This window comes from Paenibacillus sp. FSL R5-0623, from assembly GCF_037974265.1.
In the GTDB taxonomy this organism is placed as follows: Bacteria; Bacillota; Bacilli; order Paenibacillales; family Paenibacillaceae; genus Paenibacillus.
Genome location: NZ_CP150233.1, coordinates 3,262,134 through 3,284,144, shown reverse-complemented (window position 1 = coordinate 3,284,144; position 22,011 = coordinate 3,262,134). Strand labels below are relative to the sequence as shown.

19 protein-coding genes are annotated in these 22,011 nt (G+C 44.0%); 9 read left to right on the top strand and 10 right to left on the bottom strand.

Features of this window, described 5'->3' with window-relative positions; all coding sequences use genetic code 11:
• Positions 1–35: 35 nt before the first annotated feature.
• Positions 36–791, bottom strand: a complete 756-nt coding sequence (locus tag MKY92_RS14420) for a gamma-glutamyl-gamma-aminobutyrate hydrolase family protein (RefSeq protein WP_339301418.1) — start codon at positions 789–791, stop codon at positions 36–38.
• A gap of 217 nt (positions 792–1,008) precedes the next feature.
• Positions 1,009–2,208, bottom strand: coding sequence for an MFS transporter (locus MKY92_RS14415; protein ID WP_339301416.1), 1,200 nt, complete (start codon positions 2,206–2,208; stop codon positions 1,009–1,011).
• 245 nt (positions 2,209–2,453) lie between these two features.
• On the opposite strand from MKY92_RS14415, the gene MKY92_RS14410 reads away from it, so the two are divergent.
• On the top strand, positions 2,454–3,326 hold the full coding sequence (locus MKY92_RS14410) for an AraC family transcriptional regulator (protein WP_221819371.1): 873 nt from the start codon (positions 2,454–2,456) through the stop codon (positions 3,324–3,326).
• Positions 3,327–3,471: 145 nt separating this feature from the next.
• Here the strand turns inward: MKY92_RS14410 and MKY92_RS14405 are convergent, their stop codons facing one another.
• Together MKY92_RS14405 and MKY92_RS14400 are read right to left on the bottom strand one after the other, a co-directional pair.
• On the bottom strand, positions 3,472–4,998 hold the full coding sequence (locus tag MKY92_RS14405; protein ID WP_339301415.1) for a response regulator: 1,527 nt from the start codon (positions 4,996–4,998) through the stop codon (positions 3,472–3,474).
• A gap of 16 nt (positions 4,999–5,014) precedes the next feature.
• Positions 5,015–6,778 (bottom strand): histidine kinase, encoded by a 1,764-nt coding sequence (locus MKY92_RS14400; RefSeq protein ID WP_339301414.1) that lies wholly within the window; start codon positions 6,776–6,778, stop codon positions 5,015–5,017.
• Positions 6,779–6,985: 207 nt separating this feature from the next.
• Between MKY92_RS14400 and MKY92_RS14395 the strand changes: the two genes are divergently transcribed.
• The 3 genes from MKY92_RS14395 (at position 6,986) to MKY92_RS14385 (ending at position 10,072) form a co-directional block, all read left to right on the top strand.
• Positions 6,986–8,299, top strand: coding sequence for an ABC transporter substrate-binding protein (locus MKY92_RS14395; RefSeq protein WP_339301413.1), 1,314 nt, complete (start codon positions 6,986–6,988; stop codon positions 8,297–8,299).
• 68 nt (positions 8,300–8,367) lie between these two features.
• Positions 8,368–9,240: a sugar ABC transporter permease gene (locus MKY92_RS14390; protein WP_036616033.1), complete on the top strand. Its 873-nt coding sequence runs from the start codon at positions 8,368–8,370 to the stop codon at positions 9,238–9,240.
• Position 9,241: 1 nt separating this feature from the next.
• Positions 9,242–10,072, top strand: a complete 831-nt coding sequence (locus MKY92_RS14385) for a carbohydrate ABC transporter permease (protein ID WP_017688542.1) — start codon at positions 9,242–9,244, stop codon at positions 10,070–10,072.
• 118 nt (positions 10,073–10,190) lie between these two features.
• Here the strand turns inward: MKY92_RS14385 and MKY92_RS14380 are convergent, their stop codons facing one another.
• A complete protein-coding gene (locus tag MKY92_RS14380) occupies positions 10,191–10,895 on the bottom strand; it encodes an SDR family oxidoreductase (protein ID WP_339301412.1) in 705 nt (234 codons plus the stop codon).
• 220 nt (positions 10,896–11,115) lie between these two features.
• Positions 11,116–13,530, bottom strand: coding sequence for an RNA polymerase recycling motor HelD (gene helD, locus MKY92_RS14375; protein WP_339301410.1), 2,415 nt, complete (start codon positions 13,528–13,530; stop codon positions 11,116–11,118).
• Positions 13,531–13,894: 364 nt separating this feature from the next.
• Between helD and MKY92_RS14370 the strand changes: the two genes are divergently transcribed.
• The 3 genes from MKY92_RS14370 to MKY92_RS14360 all read left to right on the top strand — a co-directional run bounded on the left by MKY92_RS14370 (position 13,895) and on the right by MKY92_RS14360 (position 16,450).
• Complete coding sequence (locus MKY92_RS14370) at positions 13,895–14,212, top strand: helix-turn-helix domain-containing protein (protein ID WP_339301409.1); 318 nt, start codon at positions 13,895–13,897, stop codon at positions 14,210–14,212.
• 146 nt (positions 14,213–14,358) lie between these two features.
• A complete protein-coding gene (locus tag MKY92_RS14365) occupies positions 14,359–15,237 on the top strand; it encodes an NmrA family NAD(P)-binding protein (RefSeq protein ID WP_339301408.1) in 879 nt (292 codons plus the stop codon).
• Positions 15,238–15,469: 232 nt separating this feature from the next.
• Positions 15,470–16,450, top strand: coding sequence for an aldo/keto reductase (locus MKY92_RS14360; protein ID WP_339301407.1), 981 nt, complete (start codon positions 15,470–15,472; stop codon positions 16,448–16,450).
• Between the two features lie 75 nt (positions 16,451–16,525).
• Here the strand turns inward: MKY92_RS14360 and MKY92_RS14355 are convergent, their stop codons facing one another.
• Positions 16,526–16,897, bottom strand: a complete 372-nt coding sequence (locus tag MKY92_RS14355) for an iron chaperone (RefSeq protein ID WP_017688547.1) — start codon at positions 16,895–16,897, stop codon at positions 16,526–16,528.
• Positions 16,898–17,224: 327 nt separating this feature from the next.
• Complete coding sequence (locus MKY92_RS14350) at positions 17,225–18,265, bottom strand: NAD(P)-dependent alcohol dehydrogenase (protein ID WP_339301405.1); 1,041 nt, start codon at positions 18,263–18,265, stop codon at positions 17,225–17,227.
• Between the two features lie 192 nt (positions 18,266–18,457).
• Here MKY92_RS14350 and MKY92_RS14345 point away from each other — a divergent pair, with 192 nt between their 5' ends.
• Positions 18,458–18,871 carry a MerR family transcriptional regulator gene (locus MKY92_RS14345; RefSeq protein WP_339301404.1) on the top strand — a complete coding sequence of 138 codons (414 nt, stop codon included), beginning with the start codon at positions 18,458–18,460 and terminating at the stop codon, positions 18,869–18,871.
• Positions 18,872–18,963: 92 nt separating this feature from the next.
• On the opposite strand, the gene MKY92_RS14340 is transcribed toward MKY92_RS14345, so the two are convergent.
• A complete protein-coding gene (locus MKY92_RS14340) occupies positions 18,964–19,545 on the bottom strand; it encodes a TetR/AcrR family transcriptional regulator (protein ID WP_339301403.1) in 582 nt (193 codons plus the stop codon).
• A 290-nt stretch (positions 19,546–19,835) separates the two neighbouring features.
• Here MKY92_RS14340 and MKY92_RS14335 point away from each other — a divergent pair, with 290 nt between their 5' ends.
• Complete coding sequence (locus MKY92_RS14335) at positions 19,836–20,759, top strand: AraC family transcriptional regulator (RefSeq protein WP_339301401.1); 924 nt, start codon at positions 19,836–19,838, stop codon at positions 20,757–20,759.
• 140 nt (positions 20,760–20,899) lie between these two features.
• Here MKY92_RS14335 and MKY92_RS14330 read toward each other — a convergent pair whose 3' ends face one another.
• Positions 20,900–21,922 (bottom strand): NADH:flavin oxidoreductase/NADH oxidase, encoded by a 1,023-nt coding sequence (locus MKY92_RS14330; protein WP_339301399.1) that lies wholly within the window; start codon positions 21,920–21,922, stop codon positions 20,900–20,902.
• Positions 21,923–22,011 lie beyond the last annotated feature (89 nt).

The following is a 22,011-nucleotide window of genomic DNA, read 5'->3' as shown; positions in this document are numbered from 1 at the left end:
TTTATAAACAGGAGGTCTTTTTTCTTTTTCACATTTTATGCGGTGATGTCTTCAATATGGATAGTATATCGTGGGGATTTAGCAGCATTAACAAACGCTGCAAATAACTTCTGACTGTAGTCATCTACTTTATAGCTGTACTCTGGATGCCACTGTACAGCCAAAACAAATGAACGGTTTGGCATGACCACAGATTCGACGAGTCCATCTTCAGCCACTGCCACGGCAGTTAGCTTATCCGATAACATTTTGATTCCCTGATGGTGGTAGCTGTTCACTTTTATCGTATCGGTTTGCAAAATATCGTAAAGGATATTATTTTTCTCAATATGTACATCATGTACAAGATTCGTATACGGCGGACTTTGCTTGTGATTAACGATCTTGTTCCCATGAAGTTGAAGGCTAGTTGGAATGTCTTGATATAACGTTCCACCCAACATAACGTTAAATAGCTGCAGTCCACGGCATATGCCAAAGACGGGCTTATCAAGCTCAATTACCTCTTGTAATAATATCGACTCCATCATATCGCGTTCAATACATAACTCTCCACAGGTAACCTCTGCATGCTCATGATACAGCTCAGGATTGAGATCATGTCCCCCGGTGAACAGGAACCCATCGAACTGATTAGCCAGCGTTGCTATGATCTCGGTATCTGTTGTCAAAGGCAGCATAATTGGAATCCCACCTGCTCCTTCTATGGCGTTCATATATTCAGGAAGCATCCAGTAACTTTTTTTGTCCGTATCATACAAAGGCAGTACACCGATCATAGGCTTTTTCATGGCTTTACCTCCCAGCTTTTCATTCATTTTATCAGATCTCTTCATATATAAATTCACTGAATTATTGCATTTTCCTACCTTTACAATCTGCGCCCGTTACATCCGGAATGCTGGAAAACTAAAAAAACAAACAAAGCCGCATAACAGCGACTTTGTTTGTAGTTCCAATCCCATATATATATATTCATTCATTCGTTTAGTTTAAACAGCATCTCATCTAAGCTGCTTTTACAGTGGTTACTTCGTCTGAATTCACTTGGATGGAACGCTGGCATATCAGGGTAATGACATAAGCCAGCAAGGCAAGCATCACAGCAACTGGAGGAGCCCACTGGACACCACCCATATTAACAGCAATTCCTCCAACGCCGGAGCCTAACGCTATACCCACATTGGCCGCCACAGGCAGGAGTGTAGATGCAAATGCTTTGGACCCTGGCGAGATCGATCCTGACACATCAAACAAATATAACTGGGAAGCCGCACTCATAGAGGATGACAGACATCCAATCAGGAACAGGAATACCAAGCCGATCCACAGATTGGATACGGCAAAACTCATGCCCAGGAAGAGGATCGCCTGGATTACGAAAAGCCGCTTGAGCTTGGGCAGGAAGTCACCCTTGGCTATTTTGGCACCAATCCAGTTACTCAGGATGCTGCAGGCCCCATAGATCAGGAGTACGGCACTAATCCATTTCACTGGCACACCCATCGTCTCACTGAGGAGTGGCGTAATGTACGTAAAAACGACGAAAATACAGCTGTTTCCCAATACAGGGATCAGACAGGCCAGCAATATCCGTGGTTTCACAAAGAGAGACATCTGATCACTGAATGAACCTGCAATCGTTGTTGTTTGGCGTGGCAGAATACGGAACATAAACACCAGCGGCACAACACCTATGCATGCTGTAACAACAAACGTCATGGACCAGCTCAGATGTTGTCCGATAAATGTACCGAGCGGAACACCTAGCACATTTGCGATTGAAAACCCGCCCAAAATCCAGGCGATAGCTTCTCCTCTTCGCTCCCGGTTCACTGCGTCGCTTACGATCGAGATCGAAAGCGATATCGTAAGTCCACAAGCAACAGCCGAAACAATACGAATGGCCATCAACGAAGAGAACGTTGTTGAGAACACGGTCAATAAATTTAATGCTAACACGATTGCAAATCCAATCAATATGGAACTTCTTCTGGATATTTTGGCCAAGAAGGCTACGGCAAATGGTGTACCGACTGCGTATGCAATCGCAAAACCGGAGACAAGCATCCCCGCTGCAGCAAGAGATACTTTCATGTAACTTTCAATTTCCTTCAACACACCCACGATGACATACTCGGTTGTTCCCAGTACAAAACTAACGAGCGTAAGCGTTAAAATAAGTAGGTTCTCTCTATTTCTAGTCATAAATCAATACTCACTAATCCTTTCTATTGTTGCAAGCGCTTCAATTCTTTTGACGATCCGTAATCATGTATTTTCTGCTTTCCCATCCCTTCACTTTCGATATATAGTTACATTTTGGATAGTGAAATTGTACTGTCAGATACGCCATGGCGACAATCAAGGTTGTTGTGGTTTTATTGCAAAACATTATATATGTTGTCATTTCAACACAGACTTTCATTACTAATTCTGAAGGGAAGACATAGATGAATACACACCATGAATTCGGCCAACTGCATCCAAATCGAGATTGCACCATTATTTATGTAGGAAAACTGGCCGACAATCCGCATTGGAGCTTTCCGACGCATAAACATGACGATCTGCATGAGATTATCTACGTAACTGAAGGCAAAGGATTGTTCACCATTGACGGCACCAAACATTGGGCTCAAAAAGGGGACATGCTCATTTATAACAAAGGTACTCTTCACGAGGAGAAGTCCAATCCTGAATTCCCGTTATCCACCTTTTATTGCGGCTTTCGTTTTACAGAAGGCACCCAGACCCTTGAGGATTGGGTCATTCCTCCCTCTAACAATCCGATCATTCGAGCAAACCGATATTCCGATGAGCTCCATTCGTTAATGCAGACTCTCTTCAATGAATTTTCAATCCGGGAACCTGGATACGAGTTGATCTCTGGGCATGTCCTGAAAGCAATACTTCTGATCATCGATCGGCAGTCCCGTCAACAGCTTCCTAGTGGGGAGATCGTTGGGAGTAATACCCTTGCTGAGAGCATTAAAGACTATTTGGATACCAACTATCGGCAAAATATTAAACTCAAAGAATTGGCAGATCAATTTCATATCGATTTTTATTACTTAATTCATATGTACAAAAATCACTATGGTACTTCTCCTTATCATTACCTGATCCAACGAAGAATGGGTGAAGCCACCCGATTATTAGTCTCAACCAACAAAAAAATATGGGAAATTGCCAAACTGGTCGGGTACGATAACCCCAATTATTTTACGATTTTATTTACCAAAACGGTTGGTGAATCACCTCGAAGTTTCCGGAAAAAGAATCAAAAGGATATGTTCGGGGATGAGGTGTCACATTCTTACTAATTTCACCAATCTCTCTAAACCCAAAAAGGCGCTCCAATTTGGGGAGCGCCTTGGCTATTTACGTTTTCTTATACACTTACATACATCTACTCTAGAGTTTAAACCGACGAACCAGTTCTTGCATATTCTCAGCTGTTTTGGATAGCTATGATTGGGTCTTTATACCAGACATCTGTTGTTTATAATCCGTAGGACTTAGCCCCGTATACTCTTTGAACACCTTCGAGAAATAGTGCTGGTCGCTAAATGACAACAAATCGGATACTTCCTTAAACTTCATGTCGGGTTGACTTTCCATCAGTCTGACTGCCTCCTCAATGCGAAGCCGGGTGTAATACTGAACAAACGTAATTTGCGTTGCATTTTTGATCACTCTGCTGACATACGACGGGCTAACGTGAAACTTCAAGGCAATATCGTTGATAGATAATTGAGAGTATTTATTTAGTTTTACGTAATCGTCGATCTGTTCGAACAGGATCGCCTTGCTTTTTCGAACGTGGGATTGCAGCATATCGAAGCACTGTTCCGTCCATTCCGTCAGTTCTCGGCAAAAATCGGCATAAGACTGTGCTTGGGCAAACTGTCTTGACCGAAGCTCCAGACCCAATCTCATGCCCGACCCCTGTTGCTCGTACAGATGAGCAAACGTGTCTACGATCAATCCGATAAACCGCTCCACCTCGGTCGTATGTACATTTTCCTCTGCCCATCGATTCAGCAATTCGGATAACTTAAGAGCAAACCGTTCTTTCTGCCGAGCCTGTATCATCTGTACAAAAGCAGATTCCTGCACCGGATCCAGACAGCCTGTCTCGGATCTGGCCATCGACACCGGATTCCCGGTATCCAACACTATTCCTTGTTTCAACCGCTGCTGCTCAGACAAAATGGACGACATGCGGTGATAGAGCTCCGGCAGATTACCAGACTCAGCGAATAGAAGTTGTCCTCCAATGATCGCATCGATGTCATGCGCAAGCAAATGCCGTCGCAACGATTCAAGACATTCATGTACAGAAGAATACACCTCAACTGCACTCTTGTTAACAAAAGCGACAAATTGATATGGGGTTTGACTAGTGTAAACACGACAAGGATGGAATGCAAAAAAATTCTGCACTATACCCTCAAGTTCCACCTGCACCCATCGTTCATTCCCTGCGCTAAAAGGCTGTTTGCTCATAATGATCATCATCTGGCTGAATAAAGGCGGAAACGCCTCCCTTTGTTTCGGCGTAGTCTCACATTGGGGATGAATGATTTCCTGCAAATCCAGCAGTTCCTTGGACATCTTTTGATCAAGTTGGTCAATTACCCGACCCATGACTTCTTCAAGCGCCTCTCGCTCGACAGGTTTTAACAAATAGTCAAACACTTGCAGGTTCAATGCTTTTCTTGTGTATTCAAAATCGCTGTAACCGCTAATCAAGATGACCTTCAGATCTGGGTTGGCAATTTTGGCTTGCTCAATCAGGGACAGCCCATCCATTTTCGGCATTCGTATATCTGTCAACAGCAGATCAATCGGTGACTGCTTGATCGCTGCCAAGGCTTCCTCTCCATTGGTTGCCGTAGCTGTTACACGAATCGGGAAGCTCAGCGTCTCCAAGAGCATTTTAATATTACGTAATATCGGTTTGCTATCCTCAACGATCATAACGTTATACATCGTCTGTCTCTCCTCGCTAGTAAAAATCCTTTGTCAGTGAGCCGATGATTTGAATCGTTGCTCCATGTTGCTCTTCCGCATGATTGTTAAATATATTAATAAAGAGCCGGTTGTTATACATTAGTTTGAGTCGATTGACACTATTGATAATCCCCATGTTACCAAGGGCTGTTCCACGATTGGCAGTCTGGTTCATACCGGAACCCGATGCCTGAATATTGGCTAAAATCTCCTGGATCTTATCCGGTGGAAAGCCCTCACCGTTATCTTTGATCTCCAAAGCCCATAATCCGTTATATTGCTTCACGGTAATCTGGATACGCCAAGGCGGCGCGGTGTTGGCAAAGGCATGTTCAATGCAGTTTTCCACAAATGGCTGAATGACCAAGCGAGGCAACCGGATTTCGTTCGCCAGCTCGTCTGCACGGATGTCCCACTCCAGATCCTCTTCGTACTTTTGTTGTACAAGGGACAGATAATGTCTCGTATGTTGAAGCTCCTCAGCCAAAGTCACATGCGCGTAGGGTGAAGAGACAATATAACGCAGACTGTCCGAAAGATGTTTGCACATATCCGATACAACTTTGGTCTTCCCCTCTTGGGCGGCAATACTGATCAGGTATAGAACATTATGAATAAAATGAGGTGCAATCTGGGCTTGCAGCGCCGAATTACGCGCCTTTACTTCTTCATGAAGCGCTGATTTTTCTCGGTCAATTGACTGCTGCAGTCTCTCCATCAGATCCTGAAAGGCTTCATTCAACAATAAGAGATCGTTATTTTTCGGCGTTTCATCCACTTTCAGATTCATATTGCTGTAGTTCATGCGCCAGATCTGACCGCGCAGCTTGCGGATAGGCAGCAGCAGGTTACGTGTCGACAGGAAGATATACACAAATGAAACCAGCATCAGTGCCGTAATCAGCAGTATGGACATCGTCTGAACCGAATGGATCGAGCCAAGAACAGATTTTTTGGGCGTTATGATATACGTGATCCAACCTGTACTGGGTGAAGTGGAGTGCGTGATATAATTGTCATTTTTGTCCACATCCAGTCCCTCGTCTGATGCAGGCTTTGTCCAATTGGCAAATGTCACACCTGCTTCCGAGCCCGTCATCTGCTCCCCTTGTGTATTCAGAATATAGACATCACCAGCGGTAATGCCCTCCGTTAGGTTCTGTATATAGGCCTGTTCCATCTGGATGCTAAGGTAACCGTACACCTTGCCGTTCTGATCATTGATCGTGCGCACAAAGGAGATCGTATCATCTTGACGCAGCAGAACAAAACCACTTTCCGTCCAATCTCGTCCGATCTGACTACTCTCCATCATGGTGTTCAGGATTGCGGGAGGATTGCCCGAACCCAGATATGATGTCAGGAGAACCCCGTGATTGTCATAGATGGACATGTCCTTGATATTCATACTCGGCCCGATGGCCTGAAACATGATATCTTTGATGATCCGAATCTGTTTCAGCCTTTCATAATTACTATGCGCTGAGGAGCTCTTGTCCATGGCTGCAAATATATTTTTGCTGGATAATATTCGCTGTGACATCTGGTTCTGTTGTTCTACGTAGAGATCAACTTGCTCTCTTACCTTCGTAGCTGTAACGAGCGTATCCTGCTCTGTTTTCAGTTTGAGCGGGCGGACAACGATCACATTGACATACACGATAAAACAGCCCAGCACGAACAAAAGTAGAGCCAGAAATGTCAAAAACACCTTTGTCTGCAAACTGAATTGAGTTGCCTTATGTATGAGCTTTGCCATTCTCAGAGTTACCCTCCTGTTCTGACATGATGTGAAATCCCTTAGATTTATGTCCTACTGTATCACGGTACTCCATGAAATGATAGCGATTTCAAGTTCAGGATTTTACACATCAACGTTCAAGCACAGACATGTACCGAGGCGATAAAAGAATCTATAATCAAATTTGTGAACGGATTCATCAAACGTTTTAGAGGGGGATTTGCATTGAAAACAATAAAAAGAAAAAAAGCGCTTTCTATTATTCTGGCCAGTTTATTATCGGTTTCGTTAACGGCTTGTGGATCAGGAGATACGGATTCCGGCACAGCTGCTGGTGGGGACAGCAAGAGTGGCAAAGTCACATTGGAGCTGGCCATCTCTAAAAGTTCTCAGGACTCTGCTTTCATCCAGCAGGACATTCTTGATTCATTCGAAAAACAAACGAATATTCGCGTGAATTTGCAGCTGATTCCAGCGGAACAAACAACGACGGTATTGCAAACCAAACTGGCTGTAGATGAAACACCTGACATTATTCAATATAATCTGGCGAGCGCAGTCACGGACCTGAACCTTGAACGTAACTTCGAGATTCTGGATAACGAACCTTGGGCGAGCAGAATCGTGAACAAAGACGTCCTCTCTTCTGGTGGTCACCTCTACAGCTTCCATGTTAGCCAAGATACGGGGATGCAAGGGGTCGTGTATAACAAACAAATCTTTGAAGAACTCGGGTTGTCGATCCCAACCAACTACGAAGAATTTCTGGTGCTCTGTGAAAAAATCAAAGCAAGTGGCATTACTCCCGTATTCATGCCTTACAAAGATGCCTGGGCTGCCAACATCTGGCCTGCTGCAGCTTTTGCCGATTTTGTAGCCAAAAATGAACCGACTTTTTTTGATGAGCTGAACAGCAATAAGAAAAAATGGTCTGATATCCCGGAATTCAAAACATTCCTGGAACAACAATATGAAATTTACACCAAAGGTTACACCAACACCGATGTGCTTAGCGACAGCTATGACATGGCCGTAGGTAAATTCCTGAACAAGGAAGTTGCCATGATGTTTATGGGCGATTGGTTAATTGAAGGCGTGGCCGAGCAAGATCCAAATATGGAACTGGGCGTATTCCCGATTCCATCGTCGGATCATGCCAGTCTAGGTGCAAGTCCACTGGGCGGACAACTGTTCATTCCGAAGAAATCCAAACATCTGGAAGAAGCCAAACAGTTCCTGGACTATATCGCTTCCAAGGATGTCGCACAACAGATCGTGGATTCCAAAGGATACGTATCCAATTTCAGTGACGTGACTACACCGGAACTGCCAGCCTACAAACAGGATATTGTAGACAATTATATTACGCCGAAGAAAACTGTGCTGACAACGGATGCATACATGCTGGTTGATCGCAGCGAACTGTACCGATTGTTGCAGGATCAATTCGCAGGCGGATTGTCACCGGAAGAAGTACTGAAATCCTGGGATGAGAAGTTCAGTCAGTTGATGCAGGATAAAGGTGTAGAAGGTTTCTAAAGAATGAAATATAAGGCAGCATAACAGGATCGACCGTTATGCTGCCTGGCTATAACGGAGTGTGAGACATGAAAAGGACTAAAAATCTGTACTCGTATTACATGATATTTCCCGCACTGATTATCTACTCCATCTTTTTTGTTGTTCCTGCTCTCGCCGCTTTCTATTATTCATTCACGGATTGGCGGTTGGATCGGCTGGAGCTGAAGTTCATCGGGTGGGATAATTTCAAGAAAATTTTCTCAGATAAAACACTAATTCTGGCGCTGAAAAACACGGCGATATTTGCAATCGTCACCGTCGTTGGCAAAAATGTCATCGGCCTATTGCTGGCCGTAGGACTTAACATGCGATTAAGAACAAAGAACCTGCTGCGTGCGATCTTTTACTCCCCTTCCATTCTCAGCATCCTAGTGATCAGTATTTTGTTCACTCCGATGTTGCGTACCGAAGGTACAATCAACAATTTGTTGGAATCTGTAGGATTACATTCGTTAAGCCAAGCTTGGCTGACCAACCCATCGATTGTGATCTGGACGATTGCCATCGTCTCGATCTGGCAGAGTGCCGGGTTCCAGATGGCCATCTATCTGGCGGGCCTGCAGTCCATTTCTCAAGAGTATTATGAAGCGGCCAAGATTGATGGCGCAAGTTCGTGGAGAAGTTTTTTCAAAATCACACTACCACTCTTGCTGCCCGCGATTAACATTAACTTGATGTTGACCTTGATCGGTGGACTCAAAGTATTCTCCGAAGTATATGTCATGACCGGTGGTGGCCCTGGTAACGCTTCCCAGGTCGTAGGTACGATCATTCTGCGATCTTTCGGCGAAGGCAACTGGGGACTTGGTACGGCGGTCAACACCCTTCTCTTCGTGGTCGTTACCATTATCGCTATACCGCTATTGATCTTCATGCGGCGTAAGGAGGTTACGGAATAACATGGGCTATACACGCAAACTCGCCATCCGCAACTATATCGTGGAAGGTTTCCTGATTCTGGCCTCTCTTATCGTTCTGTTGCCACTTGTCATTCTGATCTTTGGATCATTCAAAACCAGCGCCGAGGTGCTTAGCTTCTCCCTGAGTTTTCCGGAAACATGGCAGTTCTCGAACTATGTTCGTGTCTTCCAGGAAGGCGGACTGTCGCGAGCGTTCTTCAACAGCATTTTGATTACTGGCGTATCTTCCATCATTAATATCGTCGCTTCTTCGGCAGCGGCATTCATTCTGGCACGTCGGGAAACCAAACTATCCGGCACGATCTACATGTATTTCTTCATGGGATTGATTGCGCCAATGTCGATTATTACAACCATACGGGTTGTACAGGGATTGGGATTCTACGGTAGCATCACTAGTGTCATCCTGATCTATGCCGCGTTAAATACAGCCTTCAGTGTATTCTTGTATAGTGGATTCATTAAAACCATTCCACGAGCACTGGACGAAGTGGCATTTCTGGAAGGGGCAAGTGTGTTCGGCGTGTTCTTCCGCATCGTCACACCGCTCATCCTGCCCGTTAACGCAACGGTAGCCATCATGGTGTTTATGTCCGTCTGGAATGACATCACAATTCCGGTGTACTTCCTGACAGACAGCTCCACCTGGACGATGCCACTATCAATCTACAATTTCTACGGCAAATATAGCCGGGACTGGAACCTGATCTTCGCCAATCTCGTGCTTACTTCCCTGCCTGTATTCATCCTGTATCTATTCGGGCAAAAATATATTGTCAGCGGCCTTACTGCCGGTGCAGTTAAAGGTTAAAACTCATATTCTCACCGTTCTTGAAGGAATGGAATTGGAGAATTCATGACAGACTTAACCCCCACCATATCTGGTGGGGGTTGCTTTATTTATAGCGAGAAAATGTATCTACTCCTCTCTATTTTTGAAACAATTGCGGGTAAAGGGCAGCAACACCACCAGCAAGACCCTGTTGTACATTCCGACTAGTATCATCAGCAATAATCTCGTAGAGATCCGCTTCGATGGAATCTATTGCAATTTTGGCAATATCCGTTGGGCTTGTTTTTGGTGCGTCGATACCTGCCGTCATATCCGTATCCATGAACGCCACGTGCAATCCGGCAACGCTAACGTTCTTAGGGGCTAATTCCAGACGTAATGCATTCGTAATTCCCCACTGAGCGGATTTTGCAGCTGAATATGCACCTGAGTTACCAAGGCTGAGCCAAGATAGAACAGACAGGATATTCAGTATCGAACCGCCCCCATTCCTCTCGATCACCGGTGCAAACGCACGAATCATTGAAAGCGTACCGAATACATGTGTATTGAACTCCAAGTGAATATCGTTCAGCTCACCTGTGAGCAGAGAAGCACCCGTAGCGGAACCAGCATTATTGATTAGAAGGGTTACATCACTAGCTACCTCAGCTGCAGCCATGACAGATTGTGGATCCGTAATATCGAGTTGCAGTGGAATAGCCCCCGGCAGATCAATGGATTCAGGGTTTCGGGCGCCAGCATACACTTTGGTTCCCCTCGCCAGCAATTCAAGAGCAAGTTCCTTGCCCAACCCTCGATTAGCCCCACTTATAATAGCTACTTGCTTGGAAATATTCATTTATTATTACTCCCTCTCATTGAGAATATATTCATTTTTGAGCTGTTATGAGAATGATCATTCTCATAACTCCCAATAACAATCTATCACATCAGGAACGATCAGTAAAGAATAACTTTTATGATTCATTTCTTTATAAAAAAGAAGATGCCCGATAACCTTTGAAAAAAGGCTCCGCGCATTTTCTTTGTCCTTCATTTAAAATGGATTTACATATGGATTATGATTTTATGTCATATAGATTCGCAGGTAACGCCTGCACAAACGGTGACCACTCACTCGTTGTGTATAGATGAAGTCGGTGCATGGCTCGTGTGCATGCCGTATACAGAAGCTTGCGATCATATTCCTGGCTGTAAGCAACGGGTGAAGCATCATAGACCAGGACAGCATCGAACTCAACGCCTTTGGCGAGGTACACAGGAATAACCATGATTCCTTTTTCGAAAATCTGTGTGTCCTTTGTTATGAGCTGTAACCCTTCGCCGCCTTGACTTCGTAACCTTTCATAGGCGTCACGGCTTTCAGCCGCAGTCTTTGTAATCACAGCGATGGAATCAAACCCCTCCGCCTTAAGCACGGCGATGTCTGCGAGAATCTGCGCACCACGCAGCTTATCATCCTCCAATCTTGTTAAAAGAGGCTTCTGATCTCCCCTTTCAAAGGGTCTGATCTCTTCTCCCCCTGGTAGCATGCATTTCGTGAATTCAACAATCTCTCTGGTTGAACGATAACTGCGTACCAGCCGGATCAATGTAGTTTCGCCTGCTCCGTAAAGGTGAACCAGCGGCGAGTTGGATGCTGCCAAATCCGTAGCCTGCATAAAGATCGCTTGCCCGAAATCCCCCAGCACCGTCATGCGGGCACGAGGAAACAGTTTCTTCAGATATTCGTATTGAAACGCCGAATAATCCTGACCTTCATCGACAAAGACATAACGAATCTCTGTGTTCGTCCGTACGCCTTCGATCATCTCTTTTACATATAAATATGGAGTAGCATCCTCATGAAACAGCTTGTTCTGAAGGATCATGGCCTTGGTCTGTTTACAAATCTCAGGCCAGTGCTGTGGGGGGATTGCCCCATTCGTTTGTTCCCGATAAGCGGCTTCATCTACAAATAGTTGTTCGTATATCCCTTTCACATCCACGAACTGGAATTTCCGCACGCCCTTTCTTAACGGTTTAAACATGTCTTTCACCAGTTTCTGACGAAGCAACTCCTCTTCCCGCACTCCAAAGTTAAAGGCACCCTCATCTTGCTCTGCGCTGTTATTACCGTTATCTCGTGCTGCGTATTTTTCCGCCACATCGAACACAGGCTTTTCTTTGTGCAGCATGCGGAAAACTTCCACATACTCATCCGTGTCCAGATAATTCAATTCCTCCTGAACCCAGTCTGCTTCCCGTTCCAGACGTTCCAGCGAAACAAGTTCTCTCAGCAACCATTCCTGCAAAAGAAGAATACGGTTGGACAAGGTAAGATTTTGATCCAAACTGTAAAATTGAGTCTTAATTCGGTCCGCAGTGATGAATTCACGTCCCCGAAATTGAATCCCGTTAAACCGCATCCCCTCTCTTCCTAACCACTTACCGTAGTTTTGGAGCACTTGCAGGAATGTCTCGGAAGCTTTGTACTTGATCGCCTCCAGACGAGCTTCATATCCCGGATCATTCTGAGCTATCAGCACATATTCAATTTGATCAAAGGCATCCTCTGGTCGTATGGAGGAATCCAGCCAATAATTCAGATATTCCTGGAAAGTTGTCTGCTGCATGTTCTCTTCGCCAAGTTCCGGAAGCACGGTGGAAATATAACTGGTAAACATCGGATTCGGCGAGAAAAGTACAATTTGATCTGCTTTAACGGTCTGGCGGTGTTTATACAGTAAGTAGGCCACTCGCTGTAACGCAGCGGACGTCTTGCCACTGCCCGCTGCCCCTTGAACGATAAGCATTCGGCTTCGGTCATCACGGATAATGGCATTTTGTTCCTTCTGGATTGTTGCTACAATGCTCTTCATTTGTGAGTCTGCACCCTTGGCGAGCACTTGCTGCAACAATTCGTCACCAATCGTCTCAGTTGAATCAAACATGCTATGAAGCTGCCCATGTTGGATCTGGAATTGTCGTTTGAGCTCCATCTTGCCCTCGATTCGTCCTGAAGGTGTGTCATAACTTGCTGGCCCGGGAGAGTGATCATAGTACAGACTCGCAATTGGCGTACGCCAGTCATAGATTAGAAAATTCAATCCATCTTCATCCATGAAGGATGATACGCCGATGTAGATCTGTTCAGTCAATGTCATGCCTTTTTCCTTATAGTCGAAACGGCCAAAATACGGCGTTGGAAGCAGTCTCTTTGTATTTTTCCATTGTTGTGTTAACAGCTTGTGCCCGCGCTCCCTCTCGGCCAACACCCTGGACTGCTGATTAATGGTATAGAATGCATCTTCAAAATCCGTGTACGACCCCGTATTAATCGTCACTTCTTCCCAGAACCGTTTACGAATTTCGGCAGCCTGTTCATGCAGACCGGCAACCTTCGGTTCTAACTCGTCGAGTCGTGCCTGAAGCTTGTTCCTCACCTGCACTAGTCTTTCCTCTTCCAACTTCCATTCCACTGTTTTATCCATGAATGAGTCCACTCCCTTTTCCATTTATTAGGACCAAAAAAAGAGCATTGACAAATCGGAATGTCGGATGTAAAATTAAATTAGGAGAAATAATGATTCACCCTTTACATTCAATATAAATGTCAATTGCGCTATAGATTATATCATGGCTTTTTTTAACGTTCAATGCTTTTTTCTGTTCTGTCTGAATTGAAAAATAATTCATATTAACTAGATGTCTCTTGAGCTACACTGGGGGCATCTTTTTTTGTGTCCTTGGCATAGTTCATCCCCTGAATGCAGTAAGCTATACACCCCTTTATAAATTCGATAAAATGAACGAAACATGAAGCATAAGTTGATGCTTTTGGGAGGATACATAAACATGAATATAGAACCTCTGGAGGACCGTTGTCCTGTTGAGTTTGCAGTCAATATGATTGGTGGGAAATGGAAGCTATTAATTATAAATCGGCTCATCCGCCATTCAACAATTCGATTCAATGAATTGCAGAAAATGCTTGACCCCATTACGCATCGCACGTTAACCAGGCAATTACGAGAACTTGAAGAAGCTGGTTTGATAAACCGTGTTACCCACCCTGTAGTTCCGCCTAAAGTCGAATATTCCCTTACAGAAAAAGGACAAAGCCTGACTTCGATCTTGTTTCAGCTAGGTGATTGGGGATCGAAACATATGTAAAACGCCTTCCCATAGTATCTCAAGGGATACTTTATATCATTAATGTGCGTACTTACGCTCCTATTCTAAATCCGTTATGCTGAGGTCAATGCTGAGTGTTAACTCATCCATTCCAATGACATATTGAAAGGAAGTTATTGACCACTATGACACAGAATGATCGATTTTTAGTATATGGAGCATCGGGCTCCCAAGGCGGCGCTGTCGCTCAATTACTCGTTCAACACGGTTGTGAGGTTCGCACGATTACTCGAAATGAGGCAACAGCCAAAACACTAAAGGAACAAAACATTGAAGCTTTCATCGGGGATCTATCAGATGTAGAACAGCTCCATACGGCGCATGAAGGTGTAAGTAAAGTATTCCTGAACCTGCCGGTGGAGTTCAATTCCGATAAGATCAGACAATATACCAAAAATGCAATTGATGCTGCTATACAGGCAAACGTTAAATTGATTGTAGTTAACACGGGTACCTATGTTCCTGACCCTATCACCCATTCCAAAGGAATTGAATTGAAACGTGAAGTTATCCATGAATTGCAGCAAAGTGGTCTTCCATATATCATTGTGGAACCCATTGTATACTTGGAAAACTTCCTGATTCCCGGAATACTGAACAATGGCGTTTTGGCCTACCCGGTACCAGCAGACAAGCCGATCTCCTGGATTAGCTTAAACGATGCAGCTCAATTCCACTATTATGCCTTGACTCATTCGGAATTGGCAGGAAGCATTATCCCAGCACCCGGATTAGAAGCCCTGACAGGTGCACAATTAGCGGAACAATTCAGTGCTGTATTAGGTGAAAAGATCAGCTTCATGTCTCTACCTTTTGATCATTTTGAAGCAGCGATTCAGCCTTTGTTGGGAAGTGAGACAGCAGCAGGTCTGAAAGGATTGTACCAATGGATTGATGGGCATACAGATCTTCTTCCACGGTATCAAGAGTTGGATGATAACATCAAAGCCAATCTTAAATTAACCCAAATAAGCGATTGGATTCATCAAACAATGATTAAATAATATTTTATGAACAAGCCATTTGAATCTCCAACCAGAGAAACAAATGGCTTGTTCTTTTTATATGAGAACTTTAATGGACTCGACTGATTCAGATTCAGAGATTGTGATAGGAATAGGCAAAACTTTGATAGAAATGTGGTACAGGTTGGTTCATTCGATATGACATAATAATGTGTATATAGATCACCGTACAGGTGGAAATAATAAACATTAGAAAGGATTTGAACATGATATGGAATATACGAAACTTGGTAACACAGGCTTGGACGTATCTCGCTTTTGCCTAGGTTGTATGGGATTTGGGGACGCCAGTAAATGGGTTCATGAATGGGTACTGAATGAAGAAAATTCTCGCCCGGTGATCAAAAAAGCGTTGGATCTAGGCATTAATTTCTTCGATACAGCGAATATATACTCTTTGGGTACAAGTGAGGAATATCTTGGTCGGGCGTTAAAAGATTACGCAAATCGGGATGAAGTTGTCATTGCTACCAAAGTACACGGACAAATGCATCAAGGGCCCAACGGTTCTGGCCTTTCCAGAAAAGCCATCCTGAGTGAGATTGATAAAAGCCTGAAACGATTGGAAACGGATTATGTAGATCTGTATATCATCCATCGTTGGGACTACAATACGCCTATTGAAGAAACCATGGAAGCCTTACATGATGTGGTGAAGTCCGGTAAAGTGAGATATATTGGGGCTTCAGCCATGTTCGCTTGGCAGTTCCAAAAAGCATTACATGTAGCAGAGAAACATGGTTGGACCAAGTTTGTCTCCATGCAGAACCACTTGAACCTCATCTATCGTGAAGAGGAACGAGAAATGTTGCCTTTATGCAAGGAAGAGAAGATTGGTGTGACTCCCTACAGTCCTCTTGCTTCAGGCAGGTTAACCCGTGACTGGTCCGTATCAACACTTCGATCCGAGACAGACAAAATTCAGAAATCCAAGTACAATGCGACAAGTGATGCGGATCGGCTTGTTGTTAAACGAGTTGCATCCATTGCAGAAAAATACGGTGTCCCTCGTACACACATTGCACTTGCGTGGTTGCTACAAAAAGATACTGTAGCGGCACCAATTATCGGTGCCACCAAAATATCGCATCTGGAAGATGCGGTAGATGCTCTTTCTGTTAAGTTGACCTCAGAAGACGTCTCATTCCTTGAAGAGCCCTATGTACCTCACCCTGTTGTAGGTGCTCAATAATCGTTTTTGCTTAAACTATAGAAGACCTCCTCTTTCCGTATCCGAAAGTTGGGGGTCTTCTTTTTATATCGCGATTTATTTGCGCCAGAATGTTGAACATTCTGCCTTGTCCTTTATATTGAACTCAATCATTCTTTCAAGTAACGAAAAATCTATCTCCTGTTTCCACTTCATTCGCACCAACTCTTTGGTGTGATCATACCCCGCCTGAGTGATCTCTTCCGAAAAACGATTAATTCCTGCCTTCTCGGGAGCAACAGCCAAATGTTGCTTGGATACACTAAAGCCAATGATGAAGGTCTCATGGTCGGTAAACATCGGTTGGTTCCAGGCTATTTTTTGTTTTAAATTCGGGAATTTTTCAGTGACCCAGTTCAAAACTTCTTCTGTTCGTGCCTGGTGTTCCGGGTTATCGATGCGTGCTATAAATTCTGCAAAGGTCTCCATTAGTTTCCCCCTATAACAAGAAATCTACTACTTATATTGTCCAATTCATCTTATTCTATCATGAATATCAAATTCAATACCCCTTATCTGTTGTTTCAATGCAAAAAGAATCTGTAACAACAAAATTCTCTTTAATAGGCCGATATCTATGATCATAGAGTAGTCCTTACCCGCAAAGACTTTAGATGTTTTCCTTTATCCAAGAACGCAACTGATCCGCATAGAATGCACGTTCAAACCTTCAATTAACAAAACAGAAAAGCAGCTGACCTTGGCGGCCAGCTGCTTTCTTCTATCTTTAAACTATCAATATTACACAGTTCACACTTACATGGTGCTGATATCAATAACAAATCGATATTTCACGTCGGAAGCTAATACACGTTTGTAAGCTTCGTCAATCTGGTCTGCGGAGATGACCTCAATATTAGGCGCAATATCATGTTCTGCACAGAAATCGAGCATTTCCTGCGTCTCACGAATGCCACCAATCATGGAACCTGCGAATGAACGGCGATGACCAATGAGAGAGAATACATTAACAGCTAATGGCTCTGCAGGAGCACCCACGTTCACGAGAGTACCATCCAGCGTGAGCAGTGAGAAATAAGCGTTAATATCAATATTCGCACTTACTGTGTTAATCATCAGATCAAAAGTCCCTGCAAGTTTTTCGAACGTTTCCGGTTCGCTTGTTGCGTAGTAGTGATCTGCACCAAATTGCAGTCCATCTTCTTTTTTACTCAAGGACTGGGAGAGAACCGTTACTTCGGCACCCATCGCATGTGCAATTTTAACAGCCATATGACCTAGGCCACCCATACCTACAACGGCAACCTTCTTACCTGGGCCAGCTCCCCAGTGATGCAGTGGTGAATATGTCGTAATACCGGCACAGAGCAAAGGTGCAGCAGCATCAAGTCCAATGTTATCAGGGATGCGAACAATGAAATCCTCTACAACAACAATGTGAGTTGAATATCCGCCTTGCGTAGGCTCACCGTATTTGTCTACCCCAGCATAAGTGGGGATATTTCCTTTGAGACAGTATTGCTCTTCACCTTTGCGGCAGTTATCACATTCACCACAAGAGTCAACCATACATCCGACCCCTACTCGGTCACCGACCTTGTATTTGGAAACTCCGGTTCCTACATCGGTCACAATTCCGGCAATTTCGTGTCCAGGAACGAGTGGATAATTCACAGGGCCCCATTCACCGTGGGCAGTATGGATGTCAGAATGGCAGATACCTGCATATTTAATCTCGATTAATACATCATTGGTATCCAGATCACGTCGTTTAATTTCAGCACTTCTGAATTGTTGGTCTGGTCCGTCAACGGCTCTGGCTTTAGCTATAATCAATGGGATAACCTCCTCGTAATTTAAAGTTCAAAATAATCTTACCCCCTCTAGTTAACTCTAGGTCAAATGTTTATCTTATTTTTTTATCTCCAACGTACTTTGACATCCAGTAATCCAACATGTTAAAATTCACTCGGATCAATCCTAGAGTTAACTCGAAGTCTACCCCAAGTAGAAAGGAATTCATTCTATATGACCTATTCAATCGGTGAAGTTGCCAGAAAATTAGACCTTACGGTATATACATTGCGTTACTACGACAAAGAAGGACTCATGCCTTTTGTGGAACGTACCACGAGCGGAACACGTTTGTTCAAAGACTCCGACATTGACTTTCTAAAGATCATCCAATGTCTGAAGCTGACCGGCATGCCTATTAAAGACATTAAAGACTTTATTGAATGGTGCTCTGAAGGGGACTCCACGCTGAAGCAAAGATATGACATGTTTACAGAGCGAAAAGCTATTGTGGAAGCACAAATGGAGGAACTAAGAAGAACCATGGAAGTTATTGAGCACAAATGCTCATATTATGAAACTGCCTTGGAAGCAGGGACCGAAGAGATTCACAAAATTAAACCGATGGAAAATGCCATCACCAATTGATGGTTCATGCTTTATTTTCTAAGATAGCGCACAAAAAAGTAGCTTGAAGTCCTCTAACGGATTTCAAGCTACTTTTTGTGATATGTCTCTACTCATCTTTTCTTCAAAAGTTTCATCGATACATGGATAATACGATTTAATTTTTCTTTATCCATCGAGGTTCTTGCCATGGCTCTGATGCCGACAGAAATATTGTGCAGGTACTCTGCCATTTCCTTCGCATCATGATCAGAAGAGAATTCTCCCTCCCGCTGCCCCCATTGAATAATTTGCTCGAACATTCGCTCAGCTTCGTTAAACGATTCAAGAGATCGGTTGTCCACTTCCTGATCACGTGCGCCTAGCTCCACGGCCGAGTTCACGATCAAACAACCCGATGGTGTCTCCTCTGCTTCACTGATCATAACATCGAAAATTTTATCCAGTGCTTCCACTGCCGTCTTGGATGCCTTGATTTCTGCAAGTAATGTGGTGCTGACCTTACCTCTGTAACGATCCATTGCCTGCAAAAACAGCGAATGTTTGTCATCAAATGTATCATATATACTTCTGCGATGAATTCCCATATGCTCAACCAGGTCACTCATCGACGTCTTCTCGTAACCTTGTTCCCAGAAGATCTTCATTGCTTTATCCAATACTTCGTTCACTTCAAACTCTTTACTTCTAGCCATTCGACTTCCCTCCCAAAATCAATCTAACACATCGGGAACGATCAGTAAATAAAAGATGCAAATGCCTCTTTTCATTCTCATCTGATCATGTATTAGCTGAACCGTAAGTGTATATCTTCTGTACTTGTTGTATATCATGACCTGTGTAATTGTGAATATGCAACCAGCAATCAGAATGTCTTATCCATTCACATCAAATGTTTGCCTATTCCTATCCGTTTTCTACCGCCTTCGGTCAATATACGATAGAATGTGATTATTATGTTGTGAGGGAAAAAGGAGAACTTTGCATGTCTGATCAAATACACGAACAACAGAACGAATTAACCACATTCATTGACCGTTATTCTGACAAGGATGGGGTGCACCTGACGGCGATCCCTTCATTATTTCTAATCCGTGAATCGGTCGTTACTGAACCTATATTTAGAGTGAATGAACCATCCTTCTGCATTATCTTGCAGGGTGAGAAGGAGGTACTGCTGGGACAGGATCGTTTCCGGTATGGTCCAGGAAGTTATATCGTGGCAACCGTTGACTTGCCGGTTAGTGGACAAGTGATTCAAGCCTCGTCTGAGGCCCCCTATCTGGCCCTGAAACTTGAATTCACATCCAGTGAGATTCTGGAGGTATTGAACCATTCCGATTTCCCAGCAAGACCGCGGAAAACAACGAGACGTGCGATGTTTGTCAGCCAAGCTGAGCCGTCTCTGCTGGATGCGGTTGTCAGGTTAGCCCGTTTGTTGGAGAATCATTCGGAAGATATCCCACTACTCGCTCCTTTGTTCAAAAAGGAAATTCTCTATAAAGTTCTGAAAGGTCCACATGGGATTGCTCTGGAACAAGCTGCCATGGAGGGCAGCCATACCTATCGCATCAGAGACGTTATTGAATATATTATGAAACATTCTGATCAGAATTTTCGGGTTGAGGAATTGGCGGATTTGGCAAATATGAGTACTGCCTCACTGCACAGACATTTTAAAGAAGTGACTGCCATGAGCCCGATTCAGTTTCAAAAACAACTTAGGCTGCAAGAAGCTCGCCGCTTGTTATTATCCAAGTCCACCGATGCAGCAGATGTAGCATTTCAGGTAGGTTATGAGAGCCCTTCCCAATTCAGTCGTGAATATTCCCGCATGTTCGGTTTTCCGCCCAGAGAAGATATTAAACGCTTGAGAGGCAGAGCCGATGAAACGACTACCATCTCTTGACTGGTTACTGGCTAATATCGTTCCTTTACCTTGTCTAGTTTAATCCCAAAAAGGACTCCTTCTGTTTTGTCAGTCGGAGTCCTTCCCTATGCAAGGATTAATGAAGATCATTAAATCGTTAACGTGAAGTCTTTAATACATTAAAAACCAGTCGTATATTGTTTTGGAACGTCCGTTGTCTTGCGCAAAGCAGACGCAGCTTCCAAAGCCCAGTAAGGATTTCTTAACAGCCCTCTTCCGACTGCAACGAGATCGGCTTCTTCATTTCCGATAACTGCATTCGCCAATTTCGGATCGTCCAGTCTTCCAACAGCAATCACGGGCACTTCAAGAGCTTCTTTGATTGCTTTAGCGAGAGGTACTTGATAAGCTGCGTGAGTTCCTGGTCTGCCCGATGCACCAATAGGTCCCTCGCCACCAGATGAGATATCAAATACGTCAACGCCTGCCTCTTTATAAGCTTTGGCAAACTCGGAACTTTCGTTAATGCCATAGCCACCCTCGACGTATTCCTTAGCTGAAATACGCATCATCAGGGGCATGGCTTTTGGCATCTCTGCCTTTGCAGCCTGAATGATCTCCCGTCCGAATAACGTTAAATCTTGACCATATTCGTCTTCTCGCTTGTTTGTTTGTGAAGAATGGAACTGATGAATCAGATATCCATGTGCGCCATGAAGCTCAATCGCATCAAAACCAGCTTTCACAGCACGCGCTACTGCACTCCGGAATTTTTCAACCATTCCTTTTACTTCGTCCGTTGTAAGCGCTCGAGGTTGCTTGGAATTCTCATCAAAGGCGATCGCCGATGGAGCTACTGGAACCTCGGCATCTTCTGCTTTGCGGCCCGCATGAGCGATTTGGATAGCGACCTTGGCACCATAACTGTGACATGCATCTACGATTCGTTTCAAAGCCGGGATCTGTTCATCTGACCATAACCCAAGATCATAATCTGAGATCCGGCCATCCGGCTCCACATCTGTCATTTCAATGATAATGAGACCTGTGCCTCCCACGGCACGACTAACGTAGTGCATATAATGCCAATCTGTTGCAATACCATCTTTTTGCTCAACTGAATATTGGCACATTGGTGCCATTACGACACGGTTTTTAAGCTCCAGGCTTTTAAAAGAATATGGACTAAACAAATCTGTCATCAAAATAAAACTCCCCTTTTCATGAAATAAAAATGCATGCGCAAGCATCAAAAAAGTGCCTTCGCTTAATAATTCCGTATGATTAAGAA

What these genes read in the sequence shown, in the direction of transcription:
- MKY92_RS14420 (WP_339301418.1), bottom strand. Translation starts at nt 791, where the DNA reads ATGAAAAAGCCTATGATCGGTGTACTGCCTTTGTATGATACGGACAAA.
- MKY92_RS14415 (WP_339301416.1), bottom strand. Translation starts at nt 2,208, where the DNA reads ATGACTAGAAATAGAGAGAACCTACTTATTTTAACGCTTACGCTCGTT.
- MKY92_RS14410 (WP_221819371.1), top strand. Translation starts at nt 2,454, where the DNA reads ATGAATACACACCATGAATTCGGCCAACTGCATCCAAATCGAGATTGC.
- MKY92_RS14405 (WP_339301415.1), bottom strand. Translation starts at nt 4,998, where the DNA reads ATGTATAACGTTATGATCGTTGAGGATAGCAAACCGATATTACGTAAT.
- MKY92_RS14400 (WP_339301414.1), bottom strand. Translation starts at nt 6,778, where the DNA reads ATGGCAAAGCTCATACATAAGGCAACTCAATTCAGTTTGCAGACAAAG.
- MKY92_RS14390 (WP_036616033.1), top strand. Translation starts at nt 8,368, where the DNA reads ATGAAAAGGACTAAAAATCTGTACTCGTATTACATGATATTTCCCGCA.
- MKY92_RS14385 (WP_017688542.1), top strand. Translation starts at nt 9,242, where the DNA reads ATGGGCTATACACGCAAACTCGCCATCCGCAACTATATCGTGGAAGGT.
- MKY92_RS14380 (WP_339301412.1), bottom strand. Translation starts at nt 10,895, where the DNA reads ATGAATATTTCCAAGCAAGTAGCTATTATAAGTGGGGCTAATCGAGGG.
- helD (WP_339301410.1), bottom strand. Translation starts at nt 13,530, where the DNA reads ATGGATAAAACAGTGGAATGGAAGTTGGAAGAGGAAAGACTAGTGCAG.
- MKY92_RS14370 (WP_339301409.1), top strand. Translation starts at nt 13,895, where the DNA reads ATGAATATAGAACCTCTGGAGGACCGTTGTCCTGTTGAGTTTGCAGTC.
- MKY92_RS14365 (WP_339301408.1), top strand. Translation starts at nt 14,359, where the DNA reads ATGACACAGAATGATCGATTTTTAGTATATGGAGCATCGGGCTCCCAA.
- MKY92_RS14360 (WP_339301407.1), top strand. Translation starts at nt 15,470, where the DNA reads ATGGAATATACGAAACTTGGTAACACAGGCTTGGACGTATCTCGCTTT.
- MKY92_RS14355 (WP_017688547.1), bottom strand. Translation starts at nt 16,897, where the DNA reads ATGGAGACCTTTGCAGAATTTATAGCACGCATCGATAACCCGGAACAC.
- MKY92_RS14345 (WP_339301404.1), top strand. Translation starts at nt 18,458, where the DNA reads ATGACCTATTCAATCGGTGAAGTTGCCAGAAAATTAGACCTTACGGTA.
- MKY92_RS14340 (WP_339301403.1), bottom strand. Translation starts at nt 19,545, where the DNA reads ATGGCTAGAAGTAAAGAGTTTGAAGTGAACGAAGTATTGGATAAAGCA.
- MKY92_RS14335 (WP_339301401.1), top strand. Translation starts at nt 19,836, where the DNA reads ATGTCTGATCAAATACACGAACAACAGAACGAATTAACCACATTCATT.
- MKY92_RS14330 (WP_339301399.1), bottom strand. Translation starts at nt 21,922, where the DNA reads ATGACAGATTTGTTTAGTCCATATTCTTTTAAAAGCCTGGAGCTTAAA.